20 protein-coding genes are annotated in these 20,096 nt (G+C 56.4%); 13 read left to right on the top strand and 7 right to left on the bottom strand.

Annotated elements, in window-relative coordinates; genetic code table 11:
* Positions 1-77 precede the first annotated feature (77 nt).
* The 12 genes from ACESQ2_RS06825 to osmB all read left to right on the top strand — a co-directional run bounded on the left by ACESQ2_RS06825 (position 78) and on the right by osmB (position 12,067).
* Entirely contained in the window at positions 78-362 is a 285-nt protein-coding gene (locus ACESQ2_RS06825; RefSeq protein ID WP_345911174.1) for a hypothetical protein, read from the top strand.
* A 363-nt stretch (positions 363-725) separates the two neighbouring features.
* Positions 726-2,369, top strand: a complete 1,644-nt coding sequence (gene sapA / locus ACESQ2_RS06820; RefSeq protein ID WP_004850192.1) for an ABC transporter substrate-binding protein SapA — start codon at positions 726-728, stop codon at positions 2,367-2,369.
* Entirely contained in the window at positions 2,366-3,331 is a 966-nt protein-coding gene (sapB, locus tag ACESQ2_RS06815) for a putrescine export ABC transporter permease SapB (protein WP_014229022.1), read from the top strand. Before sapA ends, sapB begins: the two co-directional genes overlap by 4 nt.
* Positions 3,318-4,208, top strand: coding sequence for a putrescine export ABC transporter permease SapC (gene sapC, locus ACESQ2_RS06810; protein ID WP_004139490.1), 891 nt, complete (start codon positions 3,318-3,320; stop codon positions 4,206-4,208). Before sapB ends, sapC begins: the two co-directional genes overlap by 14 nt.
* The gene (gene sapD, locus ACESQ2_RS06805; protein ID WP_014229021.1) at positions 4,208-5,200 is read left to right on the top strand and encodes a putrescine export ABC transporter ATP-binding protein SapD; all 993 of its coding nucleotides are present in this window, start codon (positions 4,208-4,210) and stop codon (positions 5,198-5,200) included. Before sapC ends, sapD begins: the two co-directional genes overlap by 1 nt.
* A 1-nt stretch (position 5,201) precedes the next feature.
* Complete coding sequence (gene sapF, locus ACESQ2_RS06800) at positions 5,202-6,011, top strand: putrescine export ABC transporter ATP-binding protein SapF (RefSeq protein ID WP_004850180.1); 810 nt, start codon at positions 5,202-5,204, stop codon at positions 6,009-6,011.
* A 236-nt stretch (positions 6,012-6,247) separates the two neighbouring features.
* A complete protein-coding gene (fabI, locus tag ACESQ2_RS06795) occupies positions 6,248-7,036 on the top strand; it encodes an enoyl-ACP reductase FabI (protein WP_004121225.1) in 789 nt (262 codons plus the stop codon).
* A gap of 182 nt (positions 7,037-7,218) precedes the next feature.
* Positions 7,219-8,376 (top strand): carboxymuconolactone decarboxylase family protein, encoded by a 1,158-nt coding sequence (locus ACESQ2_RS06790; RefSeq protein ID WP_046877379.1) that lies wholly within the window; start codon positions 7,219-7,221, stop codon positions 8,374-8,376.
* Positions 8,377-8,457: 81 nt separating this feature from the next.
* A complete protein-coding gene (locus ACESQ2_RS06785) occupies positions 8,458-10,392 on the top strand; it encodes an exoribonuclease II (RefSeq protein WP_014229019.1) in 1,935 nt (644 codons plus the stop codon).
* A 176-nt stretch (positions 10,393-10,568) separates the two neighbouring features.
* A complete protein-coding gene (locus ACESQ2_RS06780) occupies positions 10,569-10,751 on the top strand; it encodes a hypothetical protein (RefSeq protein WP_004121231.1) in 183 nt (60 codons plus the stop codon).
* 70 nt (positions 10,752-10,821) lie between these two features.
* Positions 10,822-11,571: a DNA-binding transcriptional regulator YciT gene (locus ACESQ2_RS06775; RefSeq protein ID WP_014838218.1), complete on the top strand. Its 750-nt coding sequence runs from the start codon at positions 10,822-10,824 to the stop codon at positions 11,569-11,571.
* Positions 11,572-11,848: 277 nt separating this feature from the next.
* The gene (gene osmB / locus ACESQ2_RS06770; RefSeq protein WP_004139496.1) at positions 11,849-12,067 is read left to right on the top strand and encodes an osmotically-inducible lipoprotein OsmB; all 219 of its coding nucleotides are present in this window, start codon (positions 11,849-11,851) and stop codon (positions 12,065-12,067) included.
* A 97-nt stretch (positions 12,068-12,164) separates the two neighbouring features.
* Here the strand turns inward: osmB and yciH are convergent, their stop codons facing one another.
* The 5 genes from yciH to pgpB all read right to left on the bottom strand — a co-directional run bounded on the left by yciH (position 12,165) and on the right by pgpB (position 15,809).
* Positions 12,165-12,491 carry a stress response translation initiation inhibitor YciH gene (gene yciH, locus ACESQ2_RS06765; protein ID WP_014229017.1) on the bottom strand — a complete coding sequence of 109 codons (327 nt, stop codon included), beginning with the start codon at positions 12,489-12,491 and terminating at the stop codon, positions 12,165-12,167.
* Positions 12,491-13,228, bottom strand: coding sequence for an orotidine-5'-phosphate decarboxylase (gene pyrF, locus ACESQ2_RS06760; RefSeq protein WP_014229016.1), 738 nt, complete (start codon positions 13,226-13,228; stop codon positions 12,491-12,493). The genes yciH and pyrF overlap by 1 nt, the downstream gene beginning before the upstream one ends.
* A 192-nt stretch (positions 13,229-13,420) precedes the next feature.
* The gene (gene lapB / locus ACESQ2_RS06755) at positions 13,421-14,590 is read right to left on the bottom strand and encodes a lipopolysaccharide assembly protein LapB (protein ID WP_004850164.1); all 1,170 of its coding nucleotides are present in this window, start codon (positions 14,588-14,590) and stop codon (positions 13,421-13,423) included.
* 6 nt (positions 14,591-14,596) lie between these two features.
* Positions 14,597-14,905, bottom strand: a complete 309-nt coding sequence (locus ACESQ2_RS06750) for a LapA family protein (protein WP_014229014.1) — start codon at positions 14,903-14,905, stop codon at positions 14,597-14,599.
* 136 nt (positions 14,906-15,041) lie between these two features.
* A complete protein-coding gene (gene pgpB / locus ACESQ2_RS06745; protein ID WP_046877380.1) occupies positions 15,042-15,809 on the bottom strand; it encodes a phosphatidylglycerophosphatase B in 768 nt (255 codons plus the stop codon).
* Positions 15,810-15,971: 162 nt separating this feature from the next.
* On the opposite strand from pgpB, the gene ribA reads away from it, so the two are divergent.
* The gene (gene ribA, locus ACESQ2_RS06740; RefSeq protein WP_004121245.1) at positions 15,972-16,562 is read left to right on the top strand and encodes a GTP cyclohydrolase II; all 591 of its coding nucleotides are present in this window, start codon (positions 15,972-15,974) and stop codon (positions 16,560-16,562) included.
* A 57-nt stretch (positions 16,563-16,619) separates the two neighbouring features.
* Here ribA and acnA read toward each other — a convergent pair whose 3' ends face one another.
* Together acnA and ACESQ2_RS06730 are read right to left on the bottom strand one after the other, a co-directional pair.
* Positions 16,620-19,292: an aconitate hydratase AcnA gene (acnA, locus tag ACESQ2_RS06735; RefSeq protein WP_025106987.1), complete on the bottom strand. Its 2,673-nt coding sequence runs from the start codon at positions 19,290-19,292 to the stop codon at positions 16,620-16,622.
* Positions 19,293-19,687: 395 nt separating this feature from the next.
* Complete coding sequence (locus ACESQ2_RS06730) at positions 19,688-19,855, bottom strand: YmiA family putative membrane protein (RefSeq protein WP_004121247.1); 168 nt, start codon at positions 19,853-19,855, stop codon at positions 19,688-19,690.
* Between the last annotated feature and the right edge of the window lie 241 nt (positions 19,856-20,096).

Genomic DNA, 20,096 nt, shown 5'->3' with positions numbered 1-20,096 from the left:
TAAAAAATTGTAACTAGCAAGATATTCTCATGTGAACTATCATCAGCGCATCATGACTCAATGGACTGAAAATAAAGATGATTCCGGTTAATCCTTCAACACTCGGCCGCTATGCGGCGCACGTTAGCCTGGTCCATACCATGAAAAGCCACCGCGCGCCGGCGCTCTCGGTCATGATGATCTTTTCGGACCTGCTTATCCGCTCAACCGAAGATGCATATCGTCAACAGGGCTGGACAATTTCGCCGCAAAACAGCGGCCTGGTACTGCGTACTTATGTTGCCCACCATTACGATGGCGAAAAGCTGGAAATTAATCCCAAAGATTATATCGCCCGCTATAACCGACTCCTTCCCCTGTAGCGCCCCGACCGCCAGCCAGCCGTACAGCCACGGCTGGCTGGAGAAACCGCCAATAAAAAGATACCATGTGGCGGATATCGGGGCTTCGACGCAAATAAGCGCCATGCTCAATACCCATAGCTTCCTCAAGCCGTGCGGCAGATGAATCGAAAATACGCTTTGCTCAAACCCTCGCTTGCCTGATGACAAACGTCGGATGATTTACGAGGTATACTCGAAGTTAATAAGCGGTATGAATTTGAATCAGTTGGTCAAATAACCGACGCAGCCCTCGCTTATATTATCTCCATGAGCAAGAAGGTGGTGGTAAATGTTATTTAATATTAATAAGATAGAGCCTTGCTCTATAATCAAAAAGAAACTATGCGCCTGAAATTGTCTTCTCTCCTGGCAGCGGTATGTATGCTGTACGGGCAAGCTTTTGCCGCGCCAGCGCTGCCTGCGCACGCGGATATTCGCGATAGCGGCTTCGTTTATTGCGTGAGCGGTCAGGTCAACACCTTCAACCCGCAAAAGGTCAGCAGCGGCCTGATTGTCGATACCCTGGCCGCCCAGCTCTACGACCGGTTGCTTGACGTCGACCCCTATACTTATCGCCTGGTTCCCGAACTGGCAGAAAGCTGGGAGGTGCTGGACAACGGCGCAACCTACCGCTTCCACCTGCGCAACAACGTGCCTTTTCAGACCACCGCCTGGTTCAAACCGACCCGTAATTTTAATGCCGATGACGTCATTTTCACCTTTGGCCGCATTTTTAATCGCGACCACCCGTGGCACAACGTTAACGGCAGCAGCTTTCCCTATTTCGATAGCTTACAGTTTGCCGACAGCGTGGAAAGCGTGCGTAAGCTGGATAGTCATACCGTCGAGTTTCGCCTCAAACGCCCGGACGCCTCGTTCCTGTGGCACCTGGCCACCCACTACGCCTCGGTGATGTCGGCAGAGTATGCCGCGAAGCTGGCGCAGAACGATCGCCAGGAACTGATCGACCGGCAACCGGTCGGCACCGGTCCGTTCCAGTTGGAGGAGTATCGCAGCGGTCAGTACATTCGCCTGCAGCGCCATCCGGCCTACTGGCGCGGTAAACCGCTGATGCCGCAGGTGGTGGTCGATCTCGGCTCCGGCGGCACCGGCCGCTTGTCAAAACTGCTGACCGGCGAATGCGACGTGCTGGCCTGGCCCGCCGCAAGCCAGCTCTCTATTCTGCGTGACGACCCGCGTCTGCGCCTGACCCTGCGCCCGGGAATGAACATCGCCTGGCTGGCGTTTAACACCGCTAAGCCGCCGCTCGATAATCCTGAGGTGCGCCATGCGCTGGCGCTGGCCATCAATAATCAGCGCCTGATGCAGTCGATCTACTACGGCACCGCGGAAACCGCCGCGTCTATGCTGCCTCGCGCCTCCTGGGCCTACGATAACGACGCCAGGATCACCGAATATAACCCCACGGAAGCCCGAGCCCGGCTGAAAGCCCTGGGGCTGGAAAATCTAACGCTTAAGCTGTGGGTGCCAACCAGCTCGCAGGCCTGGAACCCCAGCCCGCTGAAAACCGCCGAGCTTATTCAGGCGGATATGGCGCAAATTGGCGTGAAGGTGATTATTGTGCCGGTCGAAGGCCGCTTCCAGGAGGCCAGATTAATGGATATGAGTCATGACCTGACGCTGTCCGGCTGGGCAACGGACAGTAACGATCCGGACAGCTTTTTCCGTCCGCTTTTGAGCTGCGCGGCGATTACCTCACAAACCAACTATGCTCACTGGTGTCATCGCGAATTCGACGAGGTGCTGCAAAAGGCGCTCACTTCGCAGCAGCTGGCCTCGCGCATTGAGGCCTATAAAGAGGCGCAGCGCATTCTTGCCAATGAACTGCCGGTGCTGCCGCTGGCCTCCTCCCTGCGTTTGCAGGCCTATCGTTACGACATGAAAGGCCTGGTGCTGAGCCCGTTTGGCAACGCCTCTTTCGCAGGCGTCTCGCGGGAAAAAGAAGACGAGGTGAAAAAACCATGATTATTTTTACTCTGCGTCGCCTGCTGCTGTTGCTGATTACCCTCTTCCTGCTGACCTTTGTCGGTTTTAGCCTGAGCTATTTTACGCCCCACGCGCCGCTGCAGGGCGCCTCGCTGTGGAACGCCTGGCTATTCTGGTTTGAGGGCGTGCTGCACTGGGATTTCGGCGTTTCCAGCATCAACGGTCAGCTGATTTCCGAGCAGCTTAAAGAGGTCTTTCCCGCCACCATGGAGCTCTGTATCCTCGCCTTCGGCTTCGCGCTGGTGATCGGGATCCCCGTCGGTATGCTGGCGGGCATTATGCGCAACAAATGGCAAGATACCCTGATCAGCGCCCTGGCGCTGCTGGGCTTTTCGATTCCCGTCTTCTGGCTGGCGCTGCTGCTGACCCTGTTTTTCTCCCTTACCCTGGGCTGGTTTCCGGTCTCCGGACGCTTCGATCTGCTGTATGAAGTGAAATCGGTCACCGGCTTTGCGCTGATCGACGCATGGCTATCCGACTCCCCGTGGCGCCATGAAATGATCGTCAGCGCGGCGCGCCACATGGTGCTGCCGGTGCTAACCCTGGCGGTAGCGCCGACGACGGAAGTGATCCGTTTGATGCGTATCAGCACCAGTGAAGTATACGACACCAACTATGTCAAAGCCGCCGCCACCCGCGGCGTATCACGGCGGACGATTTTACACCGCCACGTCCTGCACAATGCCCTGCCGCCGGTGATCCCGCGCCTGGGGCTGCAGTTTTCCACCATGCTAACGCTGGCGATGATTACCGAAATGGTCTTTAGCTGGCCGGGGCTGGGCCGCTGGCTGATTAACGCGATTCGCCAACAGGACTACGCCGCGATCTCAGCGGGCGTGATGGTCATCGGCGCGCTGGTGATCATTGTGAACGTGATATCCGATATTCTGGGTGCTATGGCTAACCCACTGAAACATAAGGAATGGTATGCCCTACGATAGCGTCTATCTGGAGAAGCGCCCGCCGGGTGCGCTGCGCACCGTATGGCGAAAATTCTACGGCGATACGACCGCCATGATCGGCCTGTACGGCTGTGCGGCGCTGGCGCTGCTGTGCGTTTTCGGCGGCTGGTTCGCTCCTTACGGCATCGACCAGCAGTTTCTCGGCTACCAGCTGCTGCCGCCGTCCTGGTCGCGGTACGGCGAAGTGTCGTTCTTTCTCGGTACCGACGATCTCGGTCGCGACGTCCTGAGCCGCCTGCTGAGCGGCGCGGCGCCGACGGTCGGCGGCGCGTTTGTGGTGACGCTGGGCGCCGCCCTGCTGGGACTGGTGCTTGGCGTGATTGCCGGTTCTACCCACGGCCTGCGGTCGGCGGTGATGAACCATATTCTTGACACGCTGCTGTCGATCCCGTCCCTGCTGCTGGCCATTATCGTGGTCGCCTTCGCCGGGCCGCACCTCAGCCACGCGATGTTCGCCGTCTGGCTGGCGCTTCTGCCGCGGATGGTGCGTTCGGTCTACAGCATGGTGCATGACGAACTGGAAAAAGAGTACGTTATCGCCGCCCGCCTTGACGGGGCCTCGACCCTGAATATTTTATGGTTCGCGGTGCTGCCGAATATTACCTCAGGCCTGGTCACCGAGATCACCCGCGCGCTGTCGATGGCGATCCTGGATATCGCTGCGCTGGGCTTCCTCGATCTCGGCGCTCAACTGCCTTCCCCCGAATGGGGAGCGATGCTCGGCGACGCGCTGGAGCTGATTTACGTGGCGCCGTGGACGGTGATGCTGCCGGGTGCGGCAATCATGATAAGCGTCCTGCTGGTTAATCTGCTGGGCGACGGGATCCGCCGCGCCATCATCGCCGGGGTGGAATAATGCCGTTACTCGACATCCGTAATTTAACCATTGAATTCAAGACCAACGAAGGCTGGGTAAAAGCCGTCGATCGCGTCAGCCTGACACTCGCCGAGGGGGAAATACGCGGCCTCGTAGGGGAGTCCGGCTCCGGCAAAAGCTTAATAGCTAAAGCGATATGCGGCGTCACCAAGGACAACTGGCGGGTAACCGCCGACCGCATGCGCTTCGACGACATCGATCTGCTGCGTCTGTCGGTGCGCGAGCGGCGTAAGCTGGTGGGCCACAACGTCTCAATGATTTTTCAGGAGCCGCAATCCTGTCTCGACCCTTCCGAACGGATCGGCCAGCAATTAACGCAGAATATCCCCGGCTGGACCTTTAAAGGACGCTGGTGGCAGCGCCTGGGCTGGCGCAAGCGGCGCGCCATCGAGCTCCTGCACCGCGTGGGGATCAAAGATCATAAAGATGCGATGCGCAGCTTCCCCTACGAGCTGACGGACGGAGAGTGCCAGAAGGTCATGATCGCCATCGCGCTGGCTAACCAGCCGCGGCTGCTGATCGCCGATGAGCCGACTAACGCCATGGAGCCGACAACGCAGGCGCAAATCATCCGCCTGCTGACGCGGCTGAACCAAAACAACAACACCACCATTTTGCTGATCAGCCACGATATGCAGATGCTCAGTAAATGGGCGGACAAAATCAACGTGATGTACTGCGGGCAGACGGTGGAAACCGCGCCGAGCGAAGAGCTGGTGACGATTCCTCATCACCCTTACACGCAGGCGCTGATTCGGGCGATTCCCGATTTCGGCAGCGCCATGCCGCACAAGAGTCGGCTCAACACCTTGCCGGGGGCGATCCCTTTGCTCGAACAGCTGCCCATCGGCTGCCGGCTCGGGCCGCGCTGCCCCTATGCCCAGCGCGAATGTATCGAAACGCCCCGGCTGGTGGGCGCCCGTAACCACCTCTATGCCTGTCATTTCCCGCTGAACATGGAGAAAGAGTGAAATGGTCGAAACATTGCTTGAAGTGCGCAATCTGAGTAAGACCTTTCGCTACCGCACCGGCTGGTTTCATCGGCAAACGGTGGAAGCGGTTAAGCCGCTAAGCTTTACCCTGCGCGAGCGCCAGACGCTGGCGATTATCGGCGAGAACGGATCCGGCAAGTCAACGCTGGCAAAAATGCTCGCCGGAATGGTCGAACCCAGCACCGGCGAACTGCTGATTGACGATCGCCCGCTGGCGTTTGGCGATTACTCTTTCCGCAGCCAGAAGATTCGCATGATCTTTCAGGATCCGTCGACCTCGCTCAATCCTCGGCAGCGTATTTCGCAAATCCTCGATTTTCCGCTGCGCCTGAATACCGACCTCGAACCCGAAGCGCGGCAGAAGCAGATTATCGAAACGTTGCGAATGGTTGGCCTGCTGCCGGACCACGTCAGCTACTACCCGCATATGCTGGCGCCGGGGCAGAAACAGCGTCTGGGCCTGGCGCGCGCGCTGATCCTGCGTCCGAAGGTCATCGTCTGCGATGAAGCGCTGGCGTCGCTGGATATGTCAATGCGCTCGCAGCTGATAAACCTGATGCTGGAGCTGCAGGAAAAACAGGGTATCTCCTACATTTACGTGACTCAGCATCTGGGCATGATGAAGCACATCAGCGATCAGGTGCTGGTGATGCATCAGGGCGAAGTGGTCGAACGCGGCAGCACCGCCGACGTTCTGGCGTCTCCGCTGCACGAGCTGACAAAACGCCTGATTGCCGGCCATTTCGGCGAGGCGCTGACTGCCGATGCCTGGCGTAAAGACGGTAAATAAACCGAGGCGTAATTTGCACGGAGCTAGCGCCAGGTCGCCGTCATATCCGATGGTATACTCTTGTATACGCGGTAGCCAAAGCGCGATATGACGTGGCGAATGGCTGAAAAATATCGTGACAAAGGGGTCGTCAGTGGGATATAATTCCCGGCTAAATTTGAGTTATTTTGAAATAACAATGCTAACCAAATGATTGTTAAAGTAAAAATACGCAATAACGATAAGGATTAAAAGCTATGGGTTTTCTTTCCGGTAAGCGCATTCTGTTGACTGGCCTTGCCAGCAAACTGTCCATCGCCTACGGCATCGCGCAAGCCATGCACCGTGAAGGGGCTGAACTGGCGTTCACCTATCAGAACGAAAAACTGAAAGGTCGTGTGGAAGAATTTGCCGCCGCGCTGGGCTCTAATATCGTCCTGCCGTGCGATGTCGCGGAAGATGAGAGCATCGAGTCTCTGTTCACCGAGCTGGCAAAAGTGTGGCCGAAGTTCGACGGTTTCGTCCACTCTATCGGCTTTGCGCCGGCAGACCAGCTGGACGGCGACTACGTTAACGCGGTGACTCGTGAAGGTTTCAAAATTGCTCACGATATCAGCGCCTACAGCTTTGTGGCGATGGCGAAAGCCTGCCGCGGTATGCTGAACCCGGGCTCCGCCCTGCTGACGCTCTCCTACCTGGGCGCAGAGCGCGCCATCCCGAACTACAACGTGATGGGTCTGGCGAAAGCCTCTCTTGAAGCTAACGTGCGCTATATGGCGAACGCCATGGGCCCGGAAGGCGTTCGCGTTAACGCCATCTCTGCCGGTCCGATCCGTACCCTGGCGGCTTCCGGTATTAAAGATTTCCGTAAGATGCTGGCGCACTGCGAAGCGGTCACCCCGATCCGTCGCACCGTCACCACTGAAGACGTGGGCAACAGCGCAGCATTCCTGTGCTCCGACCTGTCTGCCGGCATCTCCGGCGAAGTCGTTCACGTTGACGGCGGCTTCAGCATCGCCGCCATGAACGAGCTGGAACTGAAATAAGTTCGTTACCCTCCTCGCGCCCGCGAGGAGGGGTATTTCCCCCGCGCTTTCCTTCTGTTATTCCAATCCGCTATTTGTTAGCACGGATCAATATTTTCTCCCGCTCCAGGGTTAAGCCAGGATAGTTCCGCATAGCATGACCGCGAAACGGCGGTTTGCCACATACCGAACAAGGAACGCCCATGGAGCAACGCCGCGTTAACGGCAAAAACCACTGGTATCATGAGACCCAGTCAACAATCTGCCCGGTGGATGTATTGCCGCTCGTCCCTGAAGCCGCCCATGTCGAAGATCGTTTTCTACTCGATCTGACTCTCCCCCGGGAGCTGCTCGAGGCGCATGCGCGCTGGCTTACGCCGGCCCGTCGGCTGGCAGATGCCCTCTTTCCCGCGTCAGTGACGGTTAACCGTCTACAGACATTTAGCGCCTATGACCGGCTAAGTACGGCGCTGACCGTCGCCCAGGTTTATGGCGTACAGCGCCTGTGTAATCACTACGCCGCTCGCCTGGCGCCGCTTCCCGGCCCGGACTCCTCGCGTGAGAGCAACCGTCGTCTGGCGCAAATTACCCAGTACGCGCGTCAGCTCGCGAGCTCTCCTTCGCTGATCAACGCGCTCGCCCGCAGCCAGCTGGACGAAGTCGGCCTGACCAGTCGCGATATTATCCTTATCAATCAGATTATTGGCTTTATCAGCTTCCAGGCCCGCGCTATCGCCGCCTTCCATGCCGCGCTGGGTTACCCGGTGCGCTGGATCCCCGGCATGCCGCAGCAGGAAGATGCCCCGGAAGCGCTTTTCGTCACGAGGGAGAGTGACTGGCAGCCAGGACTTGACGACGCGGACTTACGCTATGCCGACGATGAGCGCCAGTCTCTTTTAGCGAACTGGCGAAAACATCCGGGCCTGTTTGAACTGGCCCCGCTGCTGGCGGCTCAGGAACCTCCTCTGGCTCTGCAGGAGCAGCTCCTGTTCCACCTCAGCGATCGGCAACCGTTCGCCGCGCAGGTGGCGCTGATCGCTGCGCGGATTAATGGCAGCATCAGCTGCTTTAACGCGTGGGCCTCGCGATGTCCAGATTTAGCCGATCTCACGGACGCTTTGCGTGGTAATGAATCCGGCGTCCAGCCATGGGGAGACAACCCGTCAATGGAACGCCAGCTTCTACAATCCGTACAGCTTTTGACCCGCGCGCCCGACCGCTTCAGCGCCGCCCAGCTAACTCCCCTCACTGATTACGGGCTTTCCCGTAGCGCGGCTATCGATCTACTCGCCTGGTGCGGGCTGTGCGGTTGGATGAATCGGCTAAAAATCGCCCTCGGGAATGTACGTCAGGAGACGTAAAATGCTGAAACAGCGCTTGCTGCGGCAGGCATATTCGCGTAAAAATGTCAGCCGCTCTTTTAGCCACGAAAATACGAAATTATGTTTCAGGACAACCCGCTGCTAGCGCAGCTTAAACAGCAACTGCATTCCCAGACTCCGCGCGTTGAAGGGGTCGTTAAGGGGACGGAAAAAGGATTTGGCTTCCTCGAAGTCGACTCGCAGAAAAGCTATTTCATTCCGCCGCCGCAAATGAAAAAAGTGATGCATGGCGATCGTATTATCGCCGTGGTCAATACTGAAAAGGAACGCGAAAGCGCTGAGCCTGAAGAACTGGTTGAGCCGTTCCTGACGCGTTTTGTCGGCAAAGTTCATAAGAAAGACGATCGTCTTTCCATCGTTCCTGACCATCCGCTGCTGAAAGATGCCATTCCTTGCCGCGCCGCGCGCGGCGTAGAGCATGATTTTAAAGAGGGTGACTGGGCCGTTGCCGAAATGCGCCGTCATCCGCTGAAAGGCGACCGCGGTTTCTACGCTGAGCTCACCCAGTACATTACCTACGGCGACGATCATTTCGTTCCATGGTGGGTCACCCTGGCGCGTCATAATCTGGAAAAAGAAGCGCCGGACGGCGTGGCGACCGAGATGCTTGATGAAGGTCTGGAACGCCGTGATTTAACGGCCCTGGCTTTCGTGACCATCGACAGCGCCAGCACCGAAGATATGGACGATGCGCTGTACGTTGAGCAAACCGCTGACGGCAAGCTGCATCTGACCGTCGCTATCGCCGATCCGACCGCGTGGATTGCCGAAGGCAGCAAGCTGGACAACGCGGCGAAAATTCGCGCCTTTACTAACTATCTGCCGGGCTTCAACATTCCGATGCTGCCGCGCGAGCTCTCGGACGACCTCTGCTCTCTGCGCCCCAACGAGGTTCGCCCGGTTCTGGCCTGCCGCATGATCCTCGCGGATGACGGCGCCATCGAAGATGATATTCAGTTCTTCGCGGCGACCATCGAGTCGAAAGCGAAGCTGGCCTACGATGATGTTTCCGACTGGCTGGAAAATAACGGTGGCTGGCAGCCGGGAAGCGAGACTATCGCCCAGCAAATTAAGCTGCTGCAGGAGGCCTGCCTGCGTCGTAGCGAATGGCGTAAAAACCACGCGCTGGTATTCAAGGACCGCCCGGATTACCGCTTTGTGCTTGGCGACAAGGGCGAAGTGCTGGATATCGTCGCCGAACCGCGTCGTATCGCCAACCGCATCGTTGAAGAGTCAATGATTGCCGCCAACATCTGTGCCGCCCGCGTGCTGCGCGACAAACTCGGTTTCGGCGTTTATAACGTCCACACCGGTTTCGATCCGGCCAACACCGAGCAGCTCGCGGCCTTACTGAAGACTCACGATGTGCACGTTGACCCGGTGGAAGTGCTGACGCTGGAAGGCTTCTGCAAGCTGCGTCGCGAGCTGGACGCGCAGCCGTCTGGTTTCCTCGATAGCCGTATTCGTCGCTTCCAGTCGTTTGCGGAAATCAGCACCGAGCCGGGCCCGCACTTCGGCCTGGGTCTTGAGGCCTATGCGACCTGGACTTCCCCGATCCGTAAGTACGGCGATATGATTAACCATCGTCTGCTGAAAGCGATTATCAAAGGGGAAGCGATCTCCCGCCCGCAGGATGACGTTGCGATCCAAATGGCTGAACGCCGTCGCCTCAACCGCATGGCGGAGCGCGATGTTGGAGACTGGCTGTACGCCCGCTATCTGAATCCGCAGGCCGGCACCACTACCCGTTTTGCAGCTGAGATTATCGATGTCAGCCGCGGCGGCATGCGCGTGCGTCTGGTTGATAACGGCGCGGTTGCCTTTATCCCGGCGCCGTTCCTTCACGCCGTGCGCGATGAACTGGTGTGCAGCCAGGAAAACGGCACCGTGCAGATCAAAGGCGAAGTCGTCTACAAAGTCACGGATGTTATCGACGTCACGATTGCCGAAGTGCGCATGGAAACCCGTAGCGTGATTGCGCGTCCAGCCGCCTGATAATTCACCTGTGCGGCTCCCTTATATGGAGCCGCATTTTAGCCCTTCCCGTTGTTTTTCTGCGCGTTGCCCACGAATCATTGTAGATGAGTTAGTTTGTGCGTTTTTTTCGCTTCTCTTTTTCATCCGTTTTTAGCATCATTGATTTTATTCACATTTGTAACCAGGATAACGCCATGTCAGATCTGAATGCCCGCCTGCTCGCCCAACGAATCGATACCGTGCTGGATATTCTGGTTGCCGGGGATTATCACTCCGCAATCCATAATCTGGAAATTCTGAAAGCTGAACTGCAGGCGCTTTCCAGCGACGAGCAGGAAAATAAACCCGGTCAGCCTAAAGCGCCGTGGGAAATTTGATAATCTTCATCGTCGCCATCGGCCATCCAGGGCCGATCGCGCCCAAATAGCCCTTAACTGCGAAGTTGCTATGAACGCCCGACAACAAAGTATTTTGCAAATGGTCATCGATAAAGGCCGTATGAGCGTGGCCGATCTCGCGAAGATGACCGGTGTCTCTGAAGTCACCATTCGCCAGGATCTGAATTCACTCGAGAAACAGAGCTACCTGCGGCGTACCCACGGCTTCGCCGTTCCGCTGGATAGTGAAGATGTGGAAACCCGCATGATGACCAACTTCGCCATTAAGCGAGAGCTGGCTGCGCGGGCCGCTACGCTCGTTTCGTCCGGGGAAACGGTATTTATCGAAAACGGGAGCTGCAACGCCCTGCTCGCCCGTACGCTTGCCGAGCGCGGCGATATCACTATCATCACCGTCAGCAGCTATATCGCGCATCTGCTGAAAGAGACGCCCGGAGAAGTCATCCTGCTGGGCGGGATCTATCAAAAGCGCAGTGAAAGTATGGTGGGTCCGCTAACCCGCCAGTTTATTCAGCAGGTCCACTTCAGCAAGGCCTTTATTGGCATTGACGGCTGGCAGGCTGAAACCGGATTTACCGGACGGGATATGATGCGTGCTGACGTGGTCAACGCGGTGCTTGAAAAGGGCTGTGAAGCGATTGTGCTCAGCGATAGCTCGAAATTCAACGTGGTTCATCCCTATCCGCTCGGCCCGATAGCGCGCTTCAACCGCATTATCACCGATGATAATCTCAATGATGCCGTGCGCAACCAGTTAACCCAGTGCGGTTTAGCCGTCGATATCGTTAACCATCCCTGATCCTTATTTCTGCCTTAACGCCGCTTTGCCGGGCTCTCCCCGGCATCGCCCTGGTCTGAGACTTTTCTGACACCTGAATTCAGACTTTTTACCTGCCTGAAAAATTTATAGAAAGTAGAATTAATGTTAGCGATATAACAGGAAGTAACTATCACCTGCGTGAATAGAGCAACACCTGCGCAACTAAAGCTTCATGGAATACCCCCCGGGCTGGCGTAACAAGCTATGCTTAAGGGAAGTTGTATCCATGAATAGATTATTCAGGAGAAAAAAAATGATGACTTCAATGAACAAAAAAATGGCCGCTGTGGTTCTGGCCGTCACTGTTGCAATGTCTCTGAGCGCTTGTTCTAACTGGTCTAAACGCGACCGTAACACCGCTATCGGCGCAGGTGCCGGTGCACTGGGCGGTGCGGTATTAACGGATGGCAGCACCCTGGGTACCCTCGGCGGCGCGGCAGTCGGCGGGATTATCGGCCACCAGGTGGGTAAATAATATTAACCACGAACAATAAAATGAAAGTTTATATTTGCTGACCAGTACACCAGCACAAAAATAAAGGCCACGATATTTATCGTGGCCTTATTATTAATCAACCGCCAGCCAGCTTAACCTTCATGCCTTTGGCTTCCAGAAGCGATTTGAGCAAGTCACGCTTATCGCCCTGAATCTCAATCACGCCATCTTTTACCGCCCCGCCGCAGCCGCATTTCTTTTTCAGCTCGGCAGCCAGCTTAGCCAGCGCGTCGTCACTTTCATCTATTCCGCTAATCAGACACACGCCCTTCCCCTTGCGCCCGCTGGTCTGGCGCTGGATACGTACGATACCGTCCCCTTTCGGACGCGCCTGTACCGCTTTGGGCTCATCAATACGACCGCTGTCCGTTGAATAAACCAGACGACTGTTGGAATCGCTCATCATACCCCCTTATTCAACGATGCGTTGATACCGCGCAGGGTGGCGGCCGGATCGGCAGACTGCGTTACCGGACGACCAATCACCATGTAATCTACCCCCGCCGCCTGCGCCTGTTCCGGCGTCATAATGCGCCGCTGGTCACCCGCGTCGCTACCTTGCGGACGAATGCCAGGCGTCACCAGCTTGAACGCCTGGCCCAGCTCTTGTTTAAAGCGAACCGCCTCCTGCGCCGAACAGACAACGCCATCCAGCCCGCAGCGCTGGGTCAGCGCCGCCAGCTTCGCGGCGTGGTCCGCCGGAGATAGCGTAATGCCCAGATCCTGCAGATCGCTGGCTTCCATGCTGGTTAACACCGTTACCGCAATTAATAGCGGCGCATCTTTTCCGAAGGGCAGCAGGGCCTCACGTGCGGCGGTCATCATACGCGCGCCGCCGGAGGCATGAACGTTAACCATCCAGACGCCAAGCTCTGCCGCTGCGGCGACCGCACGCGCCGTGGTATTCGGGATATCGTGAAACTTTAGATCGAGGAAAATCTCAAAACCGCGCTGGTGCAGGTCGCGAACAAACTGCGGCCCCAGCAGGGTGAACATCTCTTTACCAACCTTGAGCCGGCAGTCGCGCGGGTCGATACGGTCGACAAACGCCAGCGCTTTATCACGGTTATCATAATCGAGAGCAACGACGATGGGAGAGGATGTGACAACGCGGGAAGAAGATGTTGCAGTAGACGTCATGACCGGACCTTAATTGTTGATGAGCGCCGGTTCGGCGCAAAAAAGGTAAACGGGCAGCATTCTACCTGCGATAAGCCGAAAATAACAGGCTGCATTTCCCTCCCTGCCGGACGTCTTAATAGCCGTAGCCGGAGGAGACGGACATAATAATCCATAAGTATGTTGTAACTAAAGTGCGGCTTTTTTTTAAAATTACTGCCCGTCGAGTCCGCGAATGGGCTTAATGGTTGACCACGACCGGCAGGATGGACAGTGCCAGTACAGCGTATGGGCGGTAAAGCCGCATTTCTGGCAGCGGTAGCGCGGCTTGCTGCGGACCTGCTCGCCCACCATGTGGCGCAGCACGCCCAGGCTCTCCTTCGCGCGCCCCTCTTCGGCTTCATTGATGTGGTAATCGATGAGCTTATGGAAAACGCGCATCGTCGGATGGCGCTCCAACTGGCGAGTCACGTAGTTTTGCGCGGCGTCAACCCCTTCCCGCTGTTCGAGGATCTGCGCCAGCATCAGATCGGCCGTCGCGCCGGTATTTTCCTCCGCGCAGCGGCGCAAAAATGCTTCCCACTCGTCGGTTTTCCCTAACTGCTGGTAACAGGTTTGCAGCATCTCCAGGGTTTCACCCACCAGTTCTTTATCCTGCTCAATCACCCGCTCCAGGCTCTCTACCGCTTTGGCATAGTCGCCCTTCTCCATCCATACCCGACCCATCATGATGGAGACGCGAGCGCTGTTGCGATCCGCCGCGGCGCCTTTTTTCAGCAGCGCCATCGCCTTATCCAGATCGTTGCCCGCCATTTGCTGCAGCGCCAGTTCACACCAGAAATTGGCGATTTCGCCGCGATGTTTCTCTTTCCCCAGCTTAACCAGACGCTCGGCCACTTCTATCGCCGACTGCCAGTCGCTGGTTGCCTGATAAATTTGCAGCAGCTGCTGCAGGGCGCTCAGGCGAAAATCCGTTTCATCCACCAGCTGTTTGAACATCCCCTCCGCCCGATCGTAGAGCCCGGCGGCCATATAATCGCGCCCCAGCTGCTGAACCGCCAGCAGGCGCTGGTCGTAAGTCAGCGAGGCGCTTTCCATTAAGCTCTGGTGGATGCGGATAGCGCGGTCAACTTCACCGCGCGAGCGGAACAGGTTGCCCAGCGTCAGATGGGCTTCGACGGTGCCGGTATCCTCTTTCAGCATATCGAGGAACAGATCGACGGCTTTATCCTGCTGATTGCTCAGCAGGAAGTTGACCCCTGTAACGTAGTCACGCGACAGACGGCTCGCATCGTCCTGTTTGGACTGTTGTGCACTTCTGCGCCCCATGTACCAGCCATACGCTGCGGCAACGGGCAAAAGCAGAAACAACAACTCCAGCATAAATGATTATTCCTTCACCGCAGGAACACCGGCTTCTGCAGGCGTAGCGCTGGCTGGCGCGATCTGATGCTCCAGACGCTTAATTTTACGCTCAGCGCGCGCCAGAGAGACGCGAACGCGTAGCCAGAAAAGACCGCAGATCAGCCAGCCGATAGCAAAACCGGCAGCAAAAAGCACGGCCAGCAGCGTCGAAATACGGAACTCACCCTGCGCGAGGAGATAGTTGAACGTGACCACCTGGTCATTCTGCGCGCCCAGCGTCACTGAAATGACGAAGATGGCTAACACCAGTAAGAAAATAAGAAAATATTTCACATGACTTCCCGTTCTATGGGTTGCGCGAAAAAATCCCGCGTTCAGCCCTATTAAAGTACCATTTTCGCCGCAGCGGTGGAATGGAAATGCATGACACCAGTACAGGATATGCGGCCTGATAGGGGTAATATCAACATTATTCCGGCGCTGCCGCCCTTTTTTTAATATCCTGCGCCTCTTCTCCCGGCGGCGATAGCGGGCCGCAGAACCGCTGGGCAAGCCAGGTCGCCAGGGTCACCAGTAGCCAGGAAATCAGCGTTGCGACGATCAGATCCTGCGGCCAGTGCATGCCCAGCGCCAGGCGGCTGCCCATCACCGCCGTCGCCCACGTTAGCAACAGCACCAGGGTGACCCAGCGACGCCGCGGCCACAGTAAACCAACGCCGAGCAGCGCCCAGCTGGCAGCGAACATCGTATGGCCAGATGGGAAAGCGAAGCCGGTCTCTTTTTGCCAGTGCTTGCGCAAAAATCCGGGGATTTGCTGCTCTTGCGCCAGCTGCTCATGCACCAGTTTAGCGCGTTCTTTGCGTTTCAACGCGTAGAATTGCGTGACCGGCACCTGCTGCGTCTGCTCCAGCCAGATGACAAAGGGACGAGGCTCCTGAACGCGGCCTTTAATCCACGTCTTCATTCCCTGCCCAACCAGTATCGCTGCGGCCAGAATGAGAAACAGCATTATCGCCGCTCGCAGACGAAAACGCAGGCACCACAGAAACCAGGCGCATAAGATAACGTGCGTAATGATGCCCCATGGCTGCGTCACCGTTTCGGTCACCCAGTACAGCAGCTTCATCGTCCCTGCCGACAGCCCGGGATGCCATTTCCAGCCCGAAATCCAGATCGCTGCAGGCATGATTAATAACAGGGCCGCGCCAACGGCGGTTCGTCTGGCAATCAACAGCATCTCGTCTCCTTATTCATTAACCTCAATATCATAACGGAAAGTAGTTCGTTTGTGCGCTTTGCGCGCAGGTAACCCTACGCAATTAGGAGAACGTCGCGCCATTGTGGCAAAATAGCGGCAAACAGAAGCACAGTCAGGTGCTGATAGAATCTGGAGAATCACATGCAGCTTAAACGTGTGGCAGAAGCCAAACTGCCAACCCCATGGGGCGATTTTCTCATGGTGGGTTTTGAAGAACTGGCAACCGGGCAGGATCACGTCGCGCTGGTATTTGGCGATATTTCGGGGCAATCCCCGGTTCTGGCTCGCGTACACTCTGAGTGTTTAACGGGCGACGCCCTTTTTAGCCTGCGCTGTGATTGCGGATTTCAACTGGAAGCGGCGTTGTCGCATATTGCCGAAGAGGGGCGCGGCATTCTGCTGTATCACCGCCAGGAAGGGCGCAATATCGGTCTGCTGAACAAAATCCGCGCCTACGCGTTACAGGATCAAGGCTATGACACCGTGGAAGCCAACCATCAGCTGGGTTTTGCCGCCGATGAACGCGACTTCACGCTGTGCGCAGATATGTTTAAGCTGCTCAACGTCGACCAGGTACGCCTGTTGACCAACAACCCGAAGAAGGTCGAAATTCTGACTGAAGCGGGAATTAACATTGTGGAACGCGTGCCGCTGATTGTGGGACGCAACCCGAAAAATGCCCACTATCTGGATACTAAGGCTGCCAAAATGGGGCACCTGCTGAGCAAGTAATTCCGTTGAAAAATGAAGGGCCAGCCTGTGCTGGCCCTTTTTATATCAGACGCGGGTTTACAGCATATTGCGGATCACATAGTGCAAAATACCGTCGTTCTGATAGTAGGTCAGCTCAGTCGCGGTATCGATGCGGCAGCGGCACTCAATCACTTCCTGCCGACCATCCGCGCGCGTCAGCGTGACCGGCACCGTCATACCGGGCTGCAGAGCCTGCAGGTTGCTGATATCTATCCGCTCCTCGCCGCTCAGTCCCAGCGTTTTACGCGTCACCCCCTGCGGGAATTCCAGCGGTAAGATCCCCATTCCAATCAGGTTGGAGCGGTGGATACGCTCGAAAGACTCGGCAATCACCACCCTGACGCCGAGCAAACGCGGTCCTTTAGCCGCCCAGTCGCGGCTGGAGCCGGAACCGTACTCTTTGCCTGCGATCACCGCCAGCGGCGTGCCCTCCGCTTTGTAGAGCATAGCGGCATCGTAAATAGCGATAGGTTGACTATCCGGAAGATGACGGGTCATCCCCCCTTCCACGCCGGGGACCATTTCGTTACGAATACGAATATTGGCAAACGTCCCGCGCATCATCACCTCATGGTTGCCGCGACGGGAGCCGTAGGAGTTAAAATCAATGCGTTCGACGCCGTGATTTTGCAGATAACGGCCCGCGGGGCTGTCGGCTTTAATGCTGCCAGCCGGGGAGATATGGTCGGTGGTAACCGAGTCGCCCAACATGGCCAGAATGCGCGCGCCGTGAATATCCTCTACCGGTTTAGGCTCAACGCCCATCTCATCAAAGAACGGCGACAGGCGAATGTAGGTGGAATCATCCTGCCAGTCGTAGGTATCAGAGCGATCCACTTTAATCGCCTTCCACTCGGCTGTCCCTTCAAACACTTCGGCGTACTCTTTACGGAACATCTCCGTTGAGACTTGCTCAACCGCCTGCGCGACTTCGATTCCGCTCGGCCAGATATCCTTCAGATACACCGGCTGACCATCTTTACCCGTCCCTAACGGCTCACGGGTCAGATCGAGATTCATATTCCCCGCCAGGGCGTAGGCGACCACCAGCGGCGGCGACGCCAGCCAGTTGGTTTTGACCAGCGGATGAATACGTCCTTCAAAGTTGCGGTTCCCGGAGAGCACAGCCCCGACGGTCAGATCGCCCTGCTTGATTGCGCGCTCGATCGGGTCCGGCAGCGGTCCGGAGTTACCGATACAGGTGGTACAGCCATAGCCGACCAGATTGAAGCCCAGTTCATCAAGATACGGCGTCAGCTTTGCGTGGGCCAGATAGTCGGAAACGACCTTCGACCCGGGAGCCAGCGACGCTTTAACCCACGGCTGCGGCTTCAGCCCCCGCTCAACGGCTTTTTTGGCCAGCAAGCCGGCGGCCATCAGGACGCTGGGGTTCGACGTGTTAGTACAGGAGGTAATGGCGGCAATCACCACCGCGCCGTCAGGCAGCGAATACTGCTGTCCGTTCAGCGTGTAGTCGATTGGCCGTTTATCTTTCTGCGCGTGATTAACTTCCAGCTCGGTGCTGGCGGCAAAGGCCTGGGGCACATCGCCGAGCGCTACGCGGTCCTGCGGACGTTTCGGCCCGGCCAGGCTGGCTTCAACGGTTCCCATATCCAGCGCCAGCGTGCTGGTGAATACCGGTTCATCTCCGGGCTGACGCCACATGCCCTGCGCTTTCGCATAGGCTTCTACCAGCGCCACCTGCTCTTCGCTGCGGCCGGTCAGGCGCATATAGTCAAGCGTTACCGCATCGATCGGGAAAAAGCCGCAGGTCGCGCCATACTCCGGGGACATATTGGCAATCGTCGCGCGGTCCGCCAGCGGCAGAGAATCGAGGCCATCGCCGTAGAATTCAACAAACTTACCCACAACGCCGTGTTTACGCAGCATTTGGGTGACCGTCAGGACCAGGTCCGTCGCGGTAATGCCTTCACGCAGCTTGCCGCTCAGCTTGAAGCCAACAACGTCCGGGATCAGCATGGAAACCGGCTGACCGAGCATGGCGGCTTCCGCTTCGATACCGCCGACGCCCCAGCCCAGAACGCCTAAACCGTTAATCATCGTGGTATGGGAATCGGTGCCGACCAGGGTGTCGGGGAAAGCCACCCACTCGCCGTTTTGCTGTTCGCTCCACACCGCCCGGCCAAGGTATTCGAGGTTTACCTGGTGGCAAATACCGGTACCCGGCGGTACTACGCTGAAGCGGCTGAATGCCTGCTGCCCCCAGCGCAAAAAGACGTAGCGCTCATGGTTGCGCTCCATCTCAAGCCGGACGTTCTCTTCAAAAGCATCATCGTCACCAAAACGATCTACGGTGACCGAGTGGTCAATCACCAGGTCGACGGGCGAAAGCGGGTTCACTTTGGCGGTATCGCCGCCCAGGCGTTTGACCGCTTCGCGCATCGCCGCCAGGTCCACCACGGCAGGAACGCCGGTAAAGTCCTGCATCAGGACGCGCGCCGGACGGTAGGCAATCTCCCTGTCGGCATGGGCATGCTTCAGCCATCCGGCCAGGGCATGAATATCTTCGGCGGTCACGGAATCGCCGTCCTGCCAGCGCAGCAGGTTTTCCAGTAGCACTTTGAGCGATTTGGGCAAGCGCGAGAGATCGCCCAGTTGTTTAGCGGCCAGCGGTAAGCTGTAGTAATGCCAGGTTTTATCTTTAACCTGGAGCGTATCCTTACTGGCTGCTCGTAGGGTTGACGACATAGCTCCTCCTTTACCTTAGGGATAGCATCCCCTGATCCTCCTCAGGGTCATTATTAAAGATAACACATCTTTGATGTAACATTTTGATAACAACCCAAATTGCTAAAATAGGCGTAACGCATTAAGACAGGAAATTTGAATAATGAGGGCGGATATATTGAGAAGGATTGAAGAAGTCAGGTTTGCGTCGGCGAGCGCGACGTATTAGTACACGAGTACAAAGAAAGACTAATCGCCATTATTCTGGCGATTAGTCCAATAGAGAAAATTTATCGAGCGAGTCTAAAAAGGGAAAAATTATATCCTCCTTATTACCGCTATTTTATCAGATAGAAATAATTCTCAATAATTCACTTGTCATAAAACTGACATAACCGCTGTGACTGGAAGGTGCTCTAGCTTAGTAACCAAACGTTGCAGACAACCAGAGCAATGACGCTCCAGAACATCGCAAGCCCAAGGATAACGGCGCTCCAGGCCTTACTTCTCAAAACTGGATCTATCTCAGTCTTGTCACGTTCCTGTGACATCGCAAACTTCATATAATCGATATCACTAATCATTTTTTCACCACCAATCGCTAAGAATTACTAACCACAGATAAATCTTAATTATGGATTGACTATTAATCCAGTGAATTCGCTTTTCAGCAGATATCTTTCATCATTAATTTGATCGCGGCAGGTATATTTGCAAATGTGGTACGAGGAGTTAACAAAAATTGTGATTCAGACGAGGTTTAGATATTCCATTTCAGGCCACTATAGGCTTTGGCATCCCCGAGAGGATGCCATTATTTTTTCT

The sequence above is a fragment of the Klebsiella sp. Q11 genome (assembly GCF_964241505.1).
Taxonomy (GTDB): Bacteria; Pseudomonadota; Gammaproteobacteria; order Enterobacterales; family Enterobacteriaceae; genus Klebsiella; species Klebsiella michiganensis.
The sequence above is the reverse complement of the archived record's forward strand: the minus strand, read 5'-3'. Positions and strand labels throughout refer to the sequence as shown.